The organism is uncultured Mailhella sp. (assembly GCF_963931295.1).
Classification (GTDB): Bacteria; Desulfobacterota; Desulfovibrionia; order Desulfovibrionales; family Desulfovibrionaceae; genus Mailhella.
The window spans coordinates 2,200,296-2,217,100 of sequence record NZ_OZ007001.1 but is presented as its reverse complement, the minus strand read 5'-3'; the positions used below and the strand labels follow the sequence as shown (position 1 = coordinate 2,217,100).

At 62.0% G+C, this 16,805-nt stretch carries 12 protein-coding genes; 5 read left to right on the top strand and 7 right to left on the bottom strand.

What is annotated here, in order from left to right:
* Position 1 precedes the first annotated feature (1 nt).
* Positions 2-2,317, bottom strand: coding sequence for an LPS assembly protein LptD (gene lptD, locus ABGT79_RS09260; RefSeq protein WP_346665939.1), 2,316 nt, complete (start codon positions 2,315-2,317; stop codon positions 2-4).
* Between the two features lie 226 nt (positions 2,318-2,543).
* On the opposite strand from lptD, the gene alr reads away from it, so the two are divergent.
* The gene (gene alr, locus ABGT79_RS09255; protein ID WP_346665938.1) at positions 2,544-3,659 is read left to right on the top strand and encodes an alanine racemase; all 1,116 of its coding nucleotides are present in this window, start codon (positions 2,544-2,546) and stop codon (positions 3,657-3,659) included.
* A gap of 419 nt (positions 3,660-4,078) precedes the next feature.
* Here the strand turns inward: alr and ABGT79_RS09250 are convergent, their stop codons facing one another.
* The 3 genes from ABGT79_RS09250 to ABGT79_RS09240 form a co-directional block, all read right to left on the bottom strand.
* Complete coding sequence (locus ABGT79_RS09250) at positions 4,079-4,996, bottom strand: dihydroorotate dehydrogenase (RefSeq protein WP_346665937.1); 918 nt, start codon at positions 4,994-4,996, stop codon at positions 4,079-4,081.
* A complete protein-coding gene (locus tag ABGT79_RS09245; RefSeq protein WP_294487035.1) occupies positions 4,996-5,847 on the bottom strand; it encodes a dihydroorotate dehydrogenase electron transfer subunit in 852 nt (283 codons plus the stop codon). The genes ABGT79_RS09250 and ABGT79_RS09245 overlap by 1 nt, the downstream gene beginning before the upstream one ends.
* Before the next feature lie 88 nt (positions 5,848-5,935).
* A complete protein-coding gene (locus ABGT79_RS09240) occupies positions 5,936-6,541 on the bottom strand; it encodes a manganese efflux pump MntP family protein (RefSeq protein ID WP_346665936.1) in 606 nt (201 codons plus the stop codon).
* 87 nt (positions 6,542-6,628) lie between these two features.
* Between ABGT79_RS09240 and ABGT79_RS09235 the strand changes: the two genes are divergently transcribed.
* On the top strand, positions 6,629-8,311 hold the full coding sequence (locus tag ABGT79_RS09235) for a ribonuclease J (protein ID WP_346665935.1): 1,683 nt from the start codon (positions 6,629-6,631) through the stop codon (positions 8,309-8,311).
* Positions 8,312-8,517: 206 nt separating this feature from the next.
* Positions 8,518-9,837: an alkyl/aryl-sulfatase gene (locus ABGT79_RS09230; protein WP_346665934.1), complete on the top strand. Its 1,320-nt coding sequence runs from the start codon at positions 8,518-8,520 to the stop codon at positions 9,835-9,837.
* Positions 9,838-10,012: 175 nt separating this feature from the next.
* Here the strand turns inward: ABGT79_RS09230 and ABGT79_RS09225 are convergent, their stop codons facing one another.
* Together ABGT79_RS09225 and dctP are read right to left on the bottom strand one after the other, a co-directional pair.
* Positions 10,013-11,458: an aryl-sulfate sulfotransferase gene (locus ABGT79_RS09225; protein WP_294487019.1), complete on the bottom strand. Its 1,446-nt coding sequence runs from the start codon at positions 11,456-11,458 to the stop codon at positions 10,013-10,015.
* A 1,439-nt stretch (positions 11,459-12,897) separates the two neighbouring features.
* Positions 12,898-13,986: a TRAP transporter substrate-binding protein DctP gene (gene dctP, locus ABGT79_RS09220; RefSeq protein ID WP_346665933.1), complete on the bottom strand. Its 1,089-nt coding sequence runs from the start codon at positions 13,984-13,986 to the stop codon at positions 12,898-12,900.
* 125 nt (positions 13,987-14,111) lie between these two features.
* Here dctP and ABGT79_RS09215 point away from each other — a divergent pair, with 125 nt between their 5' ends.
* Positions 14,112-14,387 carry a hypothetical protein gene (locus ABGT79_RS09215; protein WP_346665932.1) on the top strand — a complete coding sequence of 92 codons (276 nt, stop codon included), beginning with the start codon at positions 14,112-14,114 and terminating at the stop codon, positions 14,385-14,387.
* On the opposite strand, the gene ABGT79_RS09210 is transcribed toward ABGT79_RS09215, so the two are convergent.
* Positions 14,366-14,542, bottom strand: a complete 177-nt coding sequence (locus ABGT79_RS09210) for a transcriptional regulator (RefSeq protein ID WP_294487013.1) — start codon at positions 14,540-14,542, stop codon at positions 14,366-14,368. The two genes, ABGT79_RS09215 and ABGT79_RS09210, sit on opposite strands and share 22 nt — an antisense overlap.
* A 188-nt stretch (positions 14,543-14,730) precedes the next feature.
* Here ABGT79_RS09210 and ABGT79_RS09205 point away from each other — a divergent pair, with 188 nt between their 5' ends.
* On the top strand, positions 14,731-16,689 hold the full coding sequence (locus ABGT79_RS09205) for a hypothetical protein (RefSeq protein ID WP_346665931.1): 1,959 nt from the start codon (positions 14,731-14,733) through the stop codon (positions 16,687-16,689).
* The last annotated feature ends 116 nt before the right edge of the window (positions 16,690-16,805 follow it).

Genomic DNA, 16,805 nt, shown 5'->3' with positions numbered 1-16,805 from the left:
CTCAGAAGCTCAGGCCCGGCAATTCGAGAATGAGCCGGTAGGAATTGTCCTGCGCCTTGCTGTACACGGCGCCCAGAATGTGGAAGCACTGATGATAGTAGCCGATCACGAAGCGGCGCTCATAGTTCTTGCCGGTTTCGATGTTGTCCTGCGTGAGGTAGTACATCGAGATCTTGCTGGTGGGCCGGAACGTGAAAGCGTTGGTGAGCAGGCGCTGCCTCGGCGTGAAGCGAATGTCGGCCAGGTTGTCGCGCTTCATTTCATCAAGATAGTTGTAGAACTCGCTGCGCGTGCTGTACGACATGCTCCACGACCCCCAGCGGGCGTTGGAGAGCGTAAAGCCGGTGTCGCTGCGGGTGATGCCGTCGCCGTACATGGAAACATAAATCCGGTTCCACAGGCTCAGCCAGTTCAGCGGACTGAATTCCAGGTAGGAATAGGTGTCCATGACGGGCTTGCGGGAATACAGATTGCGGAAGTTGTTTCGATTGGCTTCGTCGATGTCGTAGCCGGTGGCGACTTCCCAGCGCACGGGATCGAAATAGTTTTCCGTGGTCTTGTAGCTCCCCCTGGCTCCAGAAACGGTCTCACGTTTGGCCGTAAGGATGTTGGTCAGGGAAAGACGCACGCGCTGCGAGGGCTTGAGACGGTCGGTATCCTCGAAAATGGGATTGTCGGACTGATCCCTGTCAGGCGTCCATTCATAGCTCACGCGAGGCTGCAGTCTGTGCCGGATGCCGGTCCAGCTGGTCTTGCCCACGTTTTCGGCCACGGCTTCCAGATGATTTTCCGGCATGTCCCACACACGGGAGAGCTGCGTGAAGGTTGTGGCGCTCACATCGGGAATGAAGCGGTCCTTGGTGCCGCCGCCGCGCGTCCAGCGCTGGGAATCGTCGAAGGGCACATGGTTGCTGTTGTAGTAGGTCTGGCGCACGCCGCCGGACACGATCATGGACGCGCCGGGCAGATTCACGGGCAAACTGAGCTCGGGATGAATTTCCGTGCGCAGACCGCGCACGCCCTTGGCGCGATATTCGTAAGTGCTGGAAACCTCGCCCTGCAGTTCAAACGGCAGACCGGGAATGAGACCGCCTTTGAAGAGATAGGCGTTGACGGGAATGCGCTGCACCGTAGTGTCTTCGCTGTGGGGGCGGTTGCCGTGTCCGAAGGAAGGATCTTCCTCATAGCGGAAGCCCGCAGACACCATGAAACGGTCCCAGTCGCGATAGATGAAGCCTTCGCTCACGCGGTTCTTGTCCACTTCCTGAAGGTCGCGGCCGAACATGTCGTAGAGGGCGTCGCGGGAACGGTTGAAGCCGGTGCGCATGTCGCGGAACTGGCGCAGAAAGTTCTGATCGGAAACATAGTCGAGGTTGTAGCGGTAGCGCCAGCCGGAGTCGCCCAGAAAGCCGTCGCCCATGCCGCGCAGCCAGTAGCGTTCCTCGTTGGTGTTGATGAGTCTGTCGGTGTCGTTGACGGGGTCGGAGGCGTCCGAACGGAAGGTGTGCTTGTCGTAGAGCACGTCAAAGGCCAGCCATGTCTTGTCCTGATCGCGGGTGTGGGCGCGGTATTCAATGCCGGGCATGAAGCCCGCCTTGCTCATGTAGGAACCATAGAAGGTCAGGTCGCGGCTCTCGTCGATGACCTGAAAATAGGGCTGGGAAAAGAAGGTTCCGTTCAGACTGCTGTAGCCGAAATCAGGCATGAGCAGACCGGACTGCCGGGTGGTCTTGGCGGGCAGCACCAGATAGGGCGAACCGACAAGGGGCACATCGAGAATGTTCAGCGTGGAATGCGTGAGCTTGGCGTAGCCGTCGATTTCCACGTCGGCCTGATCCGCAGACAGCGACCAGGCGGGACGATCGCCGTCACAGGCCGTGACCTTGGCGTTCTTGAAGCTGTAGCGGTCGCCGAAGAGCTTGTCCACCTTTTCGCCGGTCACGTACATGTGCGGTCCGGCAATGAAGATGGAGCCGTCCTTGAGCCAGCCCGTACGCGAGGTGAGGTCGAATTCGGCCTCCGAGGCGTTCAGCATGTCGCGTCCCATGCGGGCTTCCACCTTTCCCTTGACGAAGATCCAGTTGGTCGTGGTGTAGTAGCGGGCGAAATCGGCCTTCATGTAGTCTTCGCCACGCTGGAGCAGCACGTTGCCGGACGCCTCGACAATCACGCCGTCGTCAAGGCTGACGAGGTTGTCGGCATTAAGCGTCCAGGGCGAGTCGCCGCGGGTGCTCAGCGAACGCTGACCTGTGCCCGGGGAAGCGGCAAAAGCGGACGAGGAAAGACACGCCAGCGCCGTAAGCACGGTCATAAGCATGCGACACAACGATGAAAAGGAAACGGAAGGAAAAAACACGGCACATTCCGGGTTGCAAGACAGAGAAAGAGGCGGTAGAGGCAGAAACGGAACAGGAGAAAAGACAACCGCCGGACGTACCGGGCGGCTTTTCAGCTGGAAGCTGATTTTCCATAGCATACAACTTGAGCGAAAAAAAGCCCCTGTCAGGGGCTTAACGCCGAACGCCTCCAAGGATCGAACCATCATGATTGAGCCTTCATGCCATGTACGCATCAACTGGGAACATTTCCGCCGCAACATCGAAGAACTGCTGAAAAGAGGGCATGATCTCATGCCCGTCATCAAGGCGGACGCTTACGGGCACGGCGTTCGGAAGGCGGCGGCCGTGCTGGAAGACATGGGCATAGGCTGGGCGGCCGCAGGCACGATTCAGGAAGCCGCGGAAGTGAGGAACGCCGGATTTTCCGGCAACATCGTGGCGCTGCTCAGCCGCGCTCCCGAAAAGGAGGACGTGTGTCTTGCCTGTGAAAAGCGTCTCTCCCCCCTCATTCACAACTGGGAAGGACTTGAAGCCGTCGCGCGGGCCGTGCGCGACATCAACGCGCCGCTCGGCATCGCCGTGAAGGCGGAAACCGGCATGGGGCGGCTCGGCTTCCGGCTGGAAGAGATGGAGGACGTGGCCGACGCCATTGCCGCCGAGCCCAGACTTTCGCCCATCGTGCAGGTTTCGCACTTTGCCGTGGCCGACGATCCCGCGGAAGAGGAATACACGAAGCTCCAGTGCGACGTGTTCTACCGAGCGGCCGACATCATGCATCGGAAGTTTCCCGACATGCGCTGCTCGCTCGGCAACACTGCCGGACTTGTGGAAGGCTTCACCCGCAAGGACGACATCTGCCGTCCCGGCATTGCCCTGTACGGCTACGATCCCATGTTCGGCACCGCACACGAAGGCGCGTGCGGGCCGCTCCTGCCCGTGATGGAAGTTGCTGCGCCGCTCATCAGCGTGCATCCGCTGCACAAGGAGGAAAGCGTGGGCTACGGCCGCACCTTCACGGCGGACTCGGAACGTCTTGTCGGATGGGTGGCCATAGGCTACGCCGACGGCTACCGTCGCAACCCCGCGCCCGGAACCTGCATGTGCATCAACGGCGTGCGCGTGCCCGTCATCGGCAGAGTCGCCATGCAGATGACCTGCGTGGATCTCACAGACCTTGCCGAAACGCCCGCGCCCGGCGACGCCGTGTACGTTCTCGGCGGACCGGGCAATGCCGTGAGCGCTCAGGAACTCGCCGACTGGTGGGGAACCATTCCCTACGAAGTGACCTGCCTGCTCGGCAAGAACAGAATCGAAGAATAACGCATAAGGGGGCCGCCGCCCCCTTTTCTTTTGCCTTCCGCCGAACGAAGCCCGGCGGAAGATCGTGCCGTGCGCCGCAGAAGGAGAACGCCGCCTCCGCCCCGACGGAAGATCCGGCTTTCCTCCGGCGGAACTGCCGCCGAGTCTGCGGGCAGAGGTCAACAGCCCTCTTCAGACCGCAGGCAAAGGCATCGCCACTTTCGGCAGACTGCCTTCCTTTCCCTGTTTCTGCGACGGGAGTCTCGGCGGCTCGCAGACGTTCCCCGCTCAAGCGCCTCCCCGTCCGCTCGACAAGCCTTCCGGCCCGCCGCGCTCCCTCATGCCGGAAAAAACGCAAAAAAGCCGCCGAAGTTCTGCTCCGGCGGCTTTTTCCGAAATTTCGGTCAAACGCTCAGATTTTTGAGGAGAAGCTCACAGGCTCAGGCCTTCAGCGAACCGCGAAACGCCTCAAGATCGTCGATGCCGAGTTCCTCGCACAGGGCGGGCAGCTCGCGGATGATGCGGAAAATGGTGCCGGGATCGCTGAAGTTGGCCGTGCCCACGGCCACGGCGCGCGCGCCGGCAAGAAGGAATTCCAGCACGTCGCGGGCCGAGCGCACGCCGCCCACGCCGATGATGGGAACCTCCACCACGCGCGAAATCTCCCACACGCAGCGCAACGCGAGCGGCTTGATGGCCGGGCCCGACAATCCGCCGACGACGCTGCCGAGCATGGGACGGCGCGTCACCACGTTCACAGCCATGCCCTGCACCATGCCGATGCAGGAAATGATGTCTGCTCCGGCGGCTTCCACGGCCTTGGCCACTTCCACGATGTCCATGATCTGCGGGGAGAGCTTGGCAATGACGGGCTTGCCGCCCGCGGAACGCTTCACCGCGTTCACGGCGCGCGCGGCCGTCACGGGATTCTGACAGAAGGGCTGCCCGCTGCGATGATCGTTGCGGCAGGAAAGATTCACTTCCAGGGCGGCCACGCCGCGCTCTTCCGCGAACACGGCGGCCAGCTCGGAAAATTCGTCCACGTTGGAGGCGTTGAGGTTGGGAATGATCGGCACCTCCTGCCAGGGCAGTTCCGGCAGCACCATGCGCACGAAATGTTCCGCGCCGTCGTTCTGCGTGCCCACGGCGCTCAGCATGCCGCCGGGCGTTTCCGCCACGCGGGGCATGGGCGCGCCTGCGCAGGGGCGCAGCGTCAGGCCGTTGGCAATGATGCCGCCAAGCTGGGTGATGTCGCCGTAAGGGCGATATTCCAGGCCGCTGCCGAAGGTGCCGGCAGCGCTCAGCACGGGATTCTTCAGTTCGAGCAGGCCGTCAACAAGAGAAACGCGAAAATCCATTACAGGCTCCTTTCGTCCGGCTGAACGGCATGAAGATCGATGTCCGAGGCCCAGAACACGGGACCGCTGGTGCAGGTCTGCACGGGCAGTCCGGCCCGCACGGGATCGGGCCAGTGCTTCGAGGTGATGGTGGTGCAGCCGAGGCACGCGCCCGTGCCGCAGGCCATGCGCTCTTCAAGAGAGAGCTGCGTGGGCAGATCGAGCTCAAGCGCCCTCTCCCACACGCGCTTCAAAAAGGGCATGGGGCCGCAGGCCAGGCAGATGCCGCCGTGTTCCTTGTATTCCAGCATCTTGGCGCGCACCACCCTGTGGAACTGTTCCAGCTCCTCGGGCGTGCGGTCGCGCATGTTTTCCATTTCCATGCGCGCGGCCATGGCGTCGGTGGGATAGTTGTTGCTCGGCAGACCGTGGCCGAACAGCATGAAAAGACTCGCCGGAGCCGGATGCACGTCGGCATAGCCGGCAAAGGGCGCAATGCCCACGCCGCGGGCAAGCAGAAGCGTGGGCGTGTCGGGACGCATGTCGAAACTGGTGCCGAGAGGCCCCCACACCACAACTCTGTCGCCGCTTTTCAGGCGCGAAAGACGATCGGTTCCCGTGCCGACCACGCGGAAAAACAGCACAAGGCTCTGCGAGGTCACCCGGCAGATGGACAGCGGACGGGCCCATGTCGTTCCCTCGCTGTCCTGAACGGGCCGCAGCATGATGAACTGGCCGGGACGCCAGCTTTTCCACGCCGGACGTTCCAGGGTAAGAGCGTAGAAACGATACACTCCCGACGGGCCGGACACCGGCTGTCCGAAGGGCACGTTATCCGTCACTGTCAGTTCTGTGCGAACAGGGGAAATCATGGAGGGCCTCCGCAAGTGTTTTTCTTTATATGTATCCTATTAGGCTCCCGGTCAAGGGCGAAGGGCCTTCCGCGCCGATTAAAGTTTTCTACAACACCCCGTGTTCATAAAGAATTTTCACGCCTATGCCGATAAGCACCAGTCCGCCGAGCACGGAAACCTTGCTGCCCAGAAGATTCGAGCCGCCGAGCAGCCGCCCCAGCTTCACGCCCGCCGCGGTCACGGCCGCGCACACGAGTCCTATGACGATCGCGGGCCCCCACACCGAAACGCCTATCATGGCGAAGGAAAGTCCCACGGCCATGGCGTCTATGCTGGTGGCCACGGCCAGCATGACGAGCTGCCACCCGCGCGATGGATCGCCGGAAGAAGATTCCTCCTCTTCCCCGGACCAGGCTTCGCGCAGCATGTTGACTCCGACAAGCGCCAGCAGACCGAAGGCTATCCAGTGATCCCACGCCTCGATGTAGCTGCGCACCGACACGCCGAGCGCCCAGCCGACGACCGGCATGAGAAACTGAAACAGACCGAAATGAAACGACAGGCGGAAATAATGTCTCCAGGTCACCACGGGAAGCGTGGCTGAGGCGGACACCGAAACGGCAAAGGCGTCCATGGCCAGCGCGAGAGCTATGGCTAAAACGGTAAGAAAAGTCACGGGAGTTCTCCGGGTTTTGTCTGGCGCATTATACATATCCGCCGCTCCGGCACAAGAGCTTGTGCTAGGCCACGGTCTGGGATAGGATGAAACGTATCCCAAAGAATCAAAGGACCTTCCTACATGTCTGAATCGTATCTCACCATAACCCCGCTGGGAGGTCTCGGCGAAATCGGCATGAACTGCCAGAAATGGCAGACCGACCAGGGCGTTGTGCTGATCGACTGCGGCCTGATGTTTCCCGACGACGCGCTGCTCGGCGTGGACGTGGTCATTCCCCGGCTGGAATCCGTGTTTGCCGAGGGCGAAAAGGTGCTGGGTATCGTGCTCACCCACGGCCACGAAGACCACATTGGCGCGCTGCCCTGGCTGCTGCTTCAATACAAGAGCCTGCGCGGCATACGCATCTACGGCTCGCCCTTCACCATCGCCCTTGTGGAACATAAGCTTGAGGAACACGGCCTGCTCGACCGCGTGGAACTCATGCCCATGCCCGCGCACAGCTCGGTCACGCTGGGCAGCCTCACCTTCCACTTCATTCCGGTCTGCCATTCCATTCCCCAGTGCTACGCTCTGGCCGTGGAAACGCCTGTGGGTAAAATTCTCCACACCGGCGACATCAAACTCGACTCCGCCCCGCTGGACAGTGAAGAAGCCTGCGACCCGGTGACCGAATTCGCCCGCTTTGCCGAAGAAGGCGAACACAAGGGCATACGCCTGCTGCTGGCCGACTCCACCAACGTGGAAAATCCCGGCCACTCCCTGCCCGAACGGCAGGTGCACGACGACCTCGACGCCATTTTTTCCGAAGTGAAGGGCCGCATCATCATTGCGCTCTTCTCCAGCCACATCCGCCGCATCCGCACCGTGCTGGAACTGGCCAGAAAATACCGCCGCTCCGTGCTCGTGAGCGGCCGCAGCCTCTCCACCAACATCGAAAAGGCCGTGGAACTCGGCCTCCTCGAACAGCCGGACAACCTCTACAGCGAAGCCGCCGGATTCCCGGATCTCGATCCCGGACAGACCGTCGTGCTCGCCACGGGCACGCAGGGCGAAGCCCTCTCCGCGCTGGCCCGCATCGCACGAGGCGAACATCGTCAGCTCTCGCTGCACGAAGGCGACACCGTCATCATGTCGTCCCGTGTGATTCCCGGCAACGCCCGCGCCATTTCCAAGGTGCTCAACCAGATCTACCGCCTCGGCGCCGAAGTGTATCACCACCCCGGCCGCACCGTTCACGCCACCGGTCACGCCTGTCAGGCCGAACTCCGGGAAATCATCGAGGCCGTGAAACCGGAATACTTCATTCCCGTCCACGGCGAATACCGCCACCTCGCCCTGCACGCGCGCCTTGCCGAAGAGTGCGGCGTGGCGCACGACCACATCAAGATCATTGAAGACGGACAGCCCGTCACTTTTCTTGAAGACGGCATACGCATGGAAGATCCCGTGTCCGTGGAATCCGTCATGGTGGACGGCAAGGGCGTGGGCGACGTGGGCCGCATGGTGCTCAAGGAACGCCGCATTCTCGGCGGCGAAGGCCTCGTGGCAGTGGTGCTCGTCATTGCCGAGGAAACCGGCGAAGTCTTGCACGGCCCGGAAATGATCTCCCGCGGATTCGTGTTCGAGCAGCAATACAGCCACCTGCTGGAAGACGCCAAATGCCTGGTGCTCGATCAGCTCGAATCCACCAATCCCAACGACATTCCCCGCCTTTCCGACCGCATCCGCTCAAGCCTGCGCCGCTTCTTCCGCGACGTGCTGGGGCGCGACCCCATCGTGGTGCCCATCGTCACGCAGATCTGAAGCCACAGCGTCCTTCATTTCCCGAAGGCCCGAAGCCCTTGCGGCTCCGGGCCTTTTTTGCGCCGAAACCGTTTTCCCTTCACTATTGCCGCCGTTGCGCAAAAATACGCCTTGTCCGCCCTTTCCGCTTGACTAAAGTTCGATATCGTACTATCAATTTTTTAGTTCGATATCAAAACAAAAATTTCAACTCTGCGGAGCACATCGTGATCAAAAGTCCCGCCTCTCTCGCTCTGGAAAAAAGACGTGCCGAACTCGTTCCCCACCTTGTGCAACTCAGCGAACACGCCTGGCTCAGCGTGGCTGAAGACGTTTCCAACGTGGGCATGATTGTCGGCAAAAACGGCATCGTCATCATCGACACCGGTCAGAGCACCGAATGCGCGGCCGCCACGCTGAAAAAATTCCGGGAAATCGCCCCGGCGGACAAATACCCCATAAAAGCCGTCATCTACACGCACGGCCACGGCGACCACACCGGCGGCTCCTCCGTCTTCTGCTCGGAAGGCGCAAAGCCCGAAATCTGGACCCGGAGCAATTTCGGCGCGGAAACCGTGCCCTTCGAGCATGCCGGACTCATGCCGCTGTTCAAGGCCCGGGGCGCGCTTCAGGGCGGATTCCGACTGCCGCCGGAAAAACGCATCTGCAACGGCATCGCTCCCGTACGCTACCCCTCCGCCGGCGGGGCCGCATTCAGCGGCAGAACCGGGGCCGTGCCGCCCGATCACTTTTTCAGCGGCGACAGCACTGTTCTTTCCGCGGGAGGCCTCGAGCTCTCGCTTTTCGCCACGCCCGGCGAAACCGACGACGCGCTCAGCGTGTGGTTTCCGGCAGAAAAGGTGCTCTTCTGCGGCGACAATCTCTACCGCTCCTTCCCCAATCTCTACCCCGTGCGGGGCGTGGGCAACCGCGACGTGCCGGCCTGGATCGACAGTCTGAACCGCATGCTTGCGCTTGACGCCGACGCGCTGGTGCCCGGCCACACCGATCCCTTCATCGGCCGCAACGAAGTGCGCACCGTCATCACCAACTACCGCGACGCCGTCCGGCACGTCTTCGACAAAACCATTGAAGGCATGAACGCGGGCAAAACGCCGGATGAGCTCGCCGCTGAAATCAGGCTTCCCGAGCATCTGGCCGGACTCGACTATCTTGGAGAATACTACGGAAACGTCGCCTGGGCGGTACGTCAGATCTTCGGTCAGTATGTGGGCTGGTTCGACGGCAATCCCCTGCATCTGTACACGAACTTCACCACCCGCGACGAAGCCGCGCGCATGGCGGCCCTTGCGGGCGGAGAAGAGGCGCTTCTGAAAAACGCCCGCGCCGCTCTGCGGAACAACGATCCCGCCTGGGCCGCGCGCCTTGCCGATCACCTGCTGACCCTGCGGCCGGACGACGCGCAGATTCTCGAACTCAAGGCCGACGCCCTCGACGCCCTCGGCGAAACCATGCTCACGGCCACCGGCCGCAACTACACCCTCTCCGTGGCCCAGAATCTGCGGCAGAAGGCGACGCAGCGCTGACGGCGGCGCGGCGGATCCTCCGGCGGGAACGCCGGTCGCGTTCCGCAAGGCCGGAGGTCTGCCGCTCCGGCCTTCCGCCCGGCTCCCCGCCATCCGACCTATTAAACGACGAAACGCGCCCGGAAGAGTCCGGACGCGTTTCGCGTTGTTATGCGGGAAGTTCCCGCACGATCAGTTATTCGGTAGCGGCAATGCAGTCGCCGGCGTTGGCCACGTAGCCGAGGGTGCCTTCCACTTCCACTTCGCTGGTGCGGCTGCCGAAGGGAGCGGCGCCGGGCATGCGGAAGGTGGCGCAGTTAATGCGCTCGATGGCCACTTCGGGAGTGTGCTCGGCCTGCGGAACCCATTCGTAGGGCACACGGTAGGCGCGATACACCATGTTCATGTTGCGGCCGTCATGGTAGGGGTTGATGAACTCCCACACGATTTCATGGTCGGCGGTCACTTCGATGAGGCGGCCGTCGGAACCTTCGGTGATGAGGGTGTTGCCGTTGGGCAGACGCTGCGCGGAGCTGATGAAGGGGCTGTAGAAGCGGCTGGCGTCCAGCGGAACCACGAAGCCGGCTTCATGAGGCGTGTACTGCCACACGATCTTGAGCGTGGTGGGATCGAATTCCAGAATACGGGTATAGTCGCGCTGAGCGGCCTTCACGCCGATGGGCGCGCCGGGGTTGGGATTGTCGTAACCGGCCCAGCCGCCGTTGTCGAACACAAGGATGTTGCCCGCACCGGGAAGACCGTCGGGGATCATGTGCGCGTGATGCTGACCGATGATCCAGCCAAGGGAATGTTCGGGATGACCGATGCTGTAGTCGGGGCCGACCTTCCACACGATCTTGCCGGTTTCCTTGCTGATGATGAAGATGATGTTGGTTTCGCGGCCGTCCATGATGATGTTGTCGGGATGGAAGCGTTCATCGCCGGCATCATACCACTTGTTGGGTCCGAGGGTGGACATGGAGTTGATGTGCATCCAGTCGCCGAGGCCGGGCGCGCTGTCGATGAGGGAGCCGCCGCGATAGTTGGGGTTGCGGGCCATGGCGTTGCGGGCGGCTTCGGAGAAGCCCATTTCCTCAACGTGGTCGGAGGCCTGCCATTCCCAGATGATTTCGCCGTCCCAGTTCACTTCATAGACGACGTCGTCGAGCAGGGGCTTGTCGGAGATGTATTCGCAGTGAGCGTCGCGGTGGCAGAGCACGAGGGTGTTGCCGGAAAGCGACTGGGGTTCATGACCGGGAGCGTAGTAGCCGGTGGTGCTGCCTTCGCGCTGGAAGTCGTGATGCTGACGGGCCATCCACTGGGGCTTTTCGCCCGGATCCTCAATGAATTCGGCCTGATTGAACTCCCAGACCACATTGCCGTCCCAGTCCACCTGGATGAGGTCCACCTGATCCTGAAGGCCGTACTTGGGATTGCGGATGCCGCGGCTGCCGAGCAGATAGCCGCCGGGGAAAATTTTGTTCGGGAAGCCGTGAACGCCCTTCCAGAGCTTGATTTCCTGGCCGTTCATGTCGATGAGCATGGCGCCCTGTCCCTTGACGGGCATGACGGTATAGCCGTTGTACGCCTTTTCAGGATTGTAAAGCGTGACGCCGGTAGGATAAATTGTAGGATGACCCATGATAACACTCCTTAAGAGTTGAGGGTAGGTTTCCGGATGCAGAGCTCCGGGAACAGTCGAAAACGTTGCCGGACTTCGAGACCCGTGCGCCTGACAGGCGATCGGAGGCCGACGTCCGGAAAACAGGCGCCGGGAACGGACAAAACATGGAGCCTGCCGAAAAGAGACTCAAGGGCGCGGCGGAAAACGACGGAGCGCGTCGGCAGAGGCGAAAACGCCCCGGCGGAGCGCGGCCCCGGCTCCATGTCCATGCTCGTTACAGATACCACATCGGACCACGCGGGGTCAAAGCCGCGAAGATACGCGCATCTCGCGTGCCTCAAGGCTGCGGCGGTCCGCAGCGGACGCCGGAGCGCAGGCTGCGAGCAACATCCCGGGCGTCTGACGGGCGCAAAGGCCGCGGCGTCTTTTGCCGGGCCTGCGGCGTCGGCCTTTTCGTCGAAAAGGCCGGCAACAGACAGCGAAGACGCGGCAGCGGCCCGGAAACAGGCAGAGGTCGGAGCGATGAGCGCGGCGGGCGCGGCGGCAGGCAGGCGTTTGTCGAAAGACTCGCCGTCTGCGCCCCTCGGGGCGGACGTTCTGCCGAAGGCCGCTGTGGAGCGACCGGCGACGGCTCCGGCCCAAAACGAAAAATGCGCATCCCCTTCAAGAGACTCCGCCGCATCAAAAAGTGCAGACGAATGTTTCGCGGCAAGAGGGGCAGCCGACAAGGCAACCTTCTTCAACCTGCTGAAACTCTTCATTCTTCTCACCTGTCTTTCCACAGCCGAACCATCATGCGCGAAAGAGTCCGAACCTCTTTCATTCATTAGAGTGCTAATAAATTAAATATTATTATTAAGTCAATGGTGAAAATTTTGCCATGCGGTCAGCCATGCAATTTTATTCATCTTTTTCTTTTTTTCTTTTTTCTGTCCTTCATGCCTGCCACAGGATTGTCCGGCACGAGTGTTGCCTGTTCGCCGCCCTTGCGAGCAAAAGGCCGAGCGATTTTCCAAAGGCAAAACAGGTGCGTGCGTCCTAAATCGGCAACGGACGCCGGACCGCCCGCGATCCCGGGCCTCTGTCCGGCACGTCGCCGATTTCCGACAAAACATCACGCTTTGCCCGCGAAAAGAACACCGCCCTACCGAACCTGAGCTCAGCACTCCGCCCCCCGGCAACTCCCCCTGCCCGAAGAAGCAGAACGCGCCCCCTCTTCCTCCGCGGGAGAAAAACGTGCATCGGGACTCGCCTCCCCTTCTTTTCCGCCCCCCCCCATCAGATTTGCGGCATTGCCGACCGCCCTGCGCTCCTCCGGCGGCAGTGCCGAAGCGCGGCAGTTCTGCGCGCAGACGCCCCCTCTTCATCAGCGCCCTCCCGGAAGCAGAGGACAAAAAAAAGACGATGCCGAAACACCGTCTTTTCCTGTTCAACACGCCGGTAAACCGGCGAAAACATCAGAGTCCGTAGTTGCCGTACTTTCCGGCATGCACCTGCTGCGCGTAATACCTGCTGCGTTCACGGGCGTACTTGTACACCTTGTCCACCAGCTGCGGATTCACTTCCGTGCAGACCTTTTCCTTCCAGCTTTTGATCAGCGCATCCAGCGGCGCGAGGAATTCACTGCGTTCCTCGTCGTTCAGCACGGTGAACACGTGTCCCTGCGACTTCATCCAGTCCACGTCGGCCATGGCTCCCTTTTCCAGCGAACGACCGATGGCTTCGGCCATCTTCATGCCGCCCTGATCGGCCATCCACTTGCGCATGTCGGCGGGCATGGCGTCCCAGCTCTTCTTGTTGATCTCCTCAACAAAGGTGTTCACGCCGAGTCCGAGAATGAGATGATACTTCGCGTCGTTCGTGAGCTTGTAGGAACGCAGCGGAGCCGTGGGACAGAGCACGCCGTCCACCATGCCGCGGGAGAGCGCAAGGAAGGTGTCGGTGGAGCTCATGCGCACGCCGTGCGCACCGAGCGCCTCCACGATTTTCAGCGTGGGATTGTCCCATACGGCAATCTTTTTGCCCTTCAGATCCTCGCGGGTGCGGATGGGCATGACGGAATGAATCTGATACGAATCGGACGCCCACGCCGTGAAATGCACCGTATTGCGGGGAAGTTCGGCGCGCACTTCGGGGAACTTGCGGATGAGGTCTTCCGCCACAAGGCTGCCCACCAGAGAGTTGGGGCACATGCCGGGCAGGGCCACCACGCCGAGCAGCTTCATTTCCCGGGGAAAGAGCGCGGGACGAACCTGCCCGAAATCCGCACGACCGTCGGAAATGGCGGAATAGGCCTCGCTCTCGGAATACAGCGAGTTGGTGGTGAAGTAGGAAAAATCAATCTTGCCGGCGAACTTTTTTTCCGCAGCGTTCATGAAGGGCTCGAACACTTCCTTGACGGTGGGATGGCTTTCCAGATACCCGCCGAGGAAGGACAGACGCATCGGTTGCCCGGCTCCGGCGTCGGCGGCCAGCGCAGGGCCGGAAAGAGAAAGCAGACAGCCAAGAGCGAGCGCAGCCGCGCCGATACTCCATTTTTTCAACATGACAATACTCCTTTTCAGCTCGGAGACGGCCGTCAACAACGACGGTTAACAGCGCCAAAGAATTTTTCTAAAGGGATTTTGCCTGTTAAGTCAACTGAAAGAACAAGGAATTGACGCGTTGACCGGTGTCGAGAAAAAAAGCGCATATTTCTTACAAGAATGACGTTGCCGCAATGAAGCAACGCGGAAAAAAACATCGGAAAAAGAAAGGAAACGACGCAAAAAGCAAAAGACGCGCCCGCCCTTTTGCCCAGGCGTTACAGAGAAAAGACAATCGCTCCTCTGCGCTTCGCGCGCCGCCGCCCGCATCGGCGAAACAGGAAATGGCCGCTGAATACAAAAAACCGGCCGAAGCCGGTTTTGTGCGTCACACGCGGCGTTATTCCGCCACGGGTTCGTAGTAACAACGCTTGGGAGAATAGATCTTGCCCGCCTTCTTCAGTTCGGCGCAGGCCTTGGACACTTCCTTGGAATCCACGCCGAGCACCTTGGCGATGTCGCCGGGACGGACGGGCTTTCCCGCTTCCTTCATGGCTTTGAGAACCTGTTCTTCCATGGTAAACTCCTTTCTTAGGACGTCGTTTGCATGTTCGGGCGCCGTATGCTCCGGCTCCGCAGCACGGCGCTTTGCCGGGCGCTTGAAATACACCGGCGCTTCACGGGCTGCTTGTATCCTTTCATCGGAAGAAAGGCAAGCATTATTAAGAATAATTCCTGATAAAATTCGGATCATCTTCCTTTGTCATGAAAACGTTCTCCGTTTTTGCGCTTGCGGTCGCGCTGGCGGCTGCGCTTTTTTCCGGCTGTGCCCCTTCCGGGAGGGAGGCTCCCGAGCTTCCCGGAAGGCCCGGGCCCGCGTACATTCAGTGGCTGGAGGAGCAGGCCTGTCTGCGTCGGGCCGTTTCCGTCACGTCCGTGGTGAGCGGCTCGTCGCTGAACTGGCGGCGCGGCTCGCGGGCGTCTCTTCTGCCTGAAGATGCGCGAACATGGTTTTTCGCCTCGCCCGCGCTCACGGCCTGGTCGGGCAGCGATTCACTCACGGAAGCGCTTGTCGGGGAACATGCGGAAGCGCGCCTTGCCGGACTCGGCGTGCAGGGCGTTCTGCTGGCCGATCTTGCCGACACCGGCGACGAATGGGCCGGGCGCTCTCCTGCCGCCGGGCTCGGCACGGACGGCGTCGGTCTTTCACTGGGACGCCTGGCGGGCACGGAAGAAAGCTTTTCCCGCTGGAAGGCGGCGCTCGCCGGCAAGGGACTTCTTTCCGGCGGCACGCTTCTGCCTGCCGACACCGGCGCGGGGCCGGATTTCTTTCTGTCGTTGCGCGGGGTGCGGGACTATCCCGGGCTGTACGCCATGACCGAAATTTCTCCGCGGCTCTGGCCTCTTCTTCCTTCTTTAGAAAAGGAGGAAACAGCTCCGCTTTCCGCGAGCGCAGCCGCCGCGCTCGCCGCGCAGGGGGAGCTGCCTTCCGCGCTGGAGCAGGACGCCGTTTCCGAGCCGCCGCGCGGCTGGGCGGTCACGGGGCCGGTGGACGGCGTGGACGGAGTCAAACGGCGCTGGGCCTACCGCTGGCACGGCCGCTTCGACAGGCCGGTGCTGCACTGGGACGATCCGTCCGGCGCGGCCCGGCGCGTCATGGAAGCCGGGCTCATCGATCAGATAGGCCTGCGTCACGAAGCGCTGATCGGGGTGAGCGTGGACGCGTGGCTGGGGCTGGACGGGCCGAACGACGTCACCGGGCACGGTTCGGCAGGGGCGGGCCTTGAGCCCGGACTTTCGGCGCTGCGCGATCTTACGCGCAACGCTCACCGCTACGGAGCTTCGGTGCTGGTGCGGGATGCGCTTCCGACTCCTCTTCTTGTTCCGCTTGCCGAAAGCGGCGCGGACTTCTTTTTCGACAGCGTGCTTTTTCCCGCGCTGGAACAGTCGCTGCTGACGGGCGAGGCGCGATACGCGCGCGAAAGCCTGTGCAGGGCCAGAGCCGCGGGCGTGGATCAGCGCAGACTCTGGCGCATGGCGCCGGAAGGGCTGCCGAGGCCGGGCAACGCCCGCCTTGCCGCCCTCATGCCCGAGGGCTGGGCCTCACTGCTCACGCCCTCCCCGGACGCCTCTTTCCGAATCAACGCGCCGACCCTGGCGGCCGCGGCCTGCGGACTTGCGCCCGGAGCCAGGCCGAACGCCGAGGAAGCCCCCGCCGTGCGCGACGCCCACGCGCTTCTTCTTGCCGCGCGCGCCTTTCTGCCCGGCCTCTTCATGCTTTCCGGCACGGATCTCGACGGCAGTCTGCCCGAAGGCGACGACTGGCCCGGCACGCCGCCGCTCTGGCAGCCGAACGGCTCGCCGTCCAGCCGCCGGGGCCTGCCTTCGGGCTATCCGCTCTACCGCCGCGCGCCCGGATGCGCCATGGACGATCTCCTCCGCGCCATGCTCTCGGCAAGAGCCTCGTGCGGCATCGCATCGGGCGAATTTCTCGACGCGCCCGACTGCGAAGAGCCGGGCGTGCTCACTCTCGTGTCCGCGCTGCCGGGCGGCGGAGCGCTGGCGTTTTTCGGCAACGTTTCCCGTCAAAGCGCCACGTTTTCCCCGCGCTTTTCCCGCTGGACGCAGGCCTCGGAGCGCCGCGATCTTCTCTCCGGCAGCGCCGTGCCCGAAAAGCGCATGACGCTGCCTCCCCGCTCCTGGCGCGCCGTGCTGCTGCGCTGACACAGACGGACTCCGAGCGCGCATGAAAAATCCCCCGAAACACGGCGCAGGGCTTGCGCCGTCACGGATATTTTGGGATACTCGCCACACTGCCGGTCTTGCCGGTCATCTCTTCT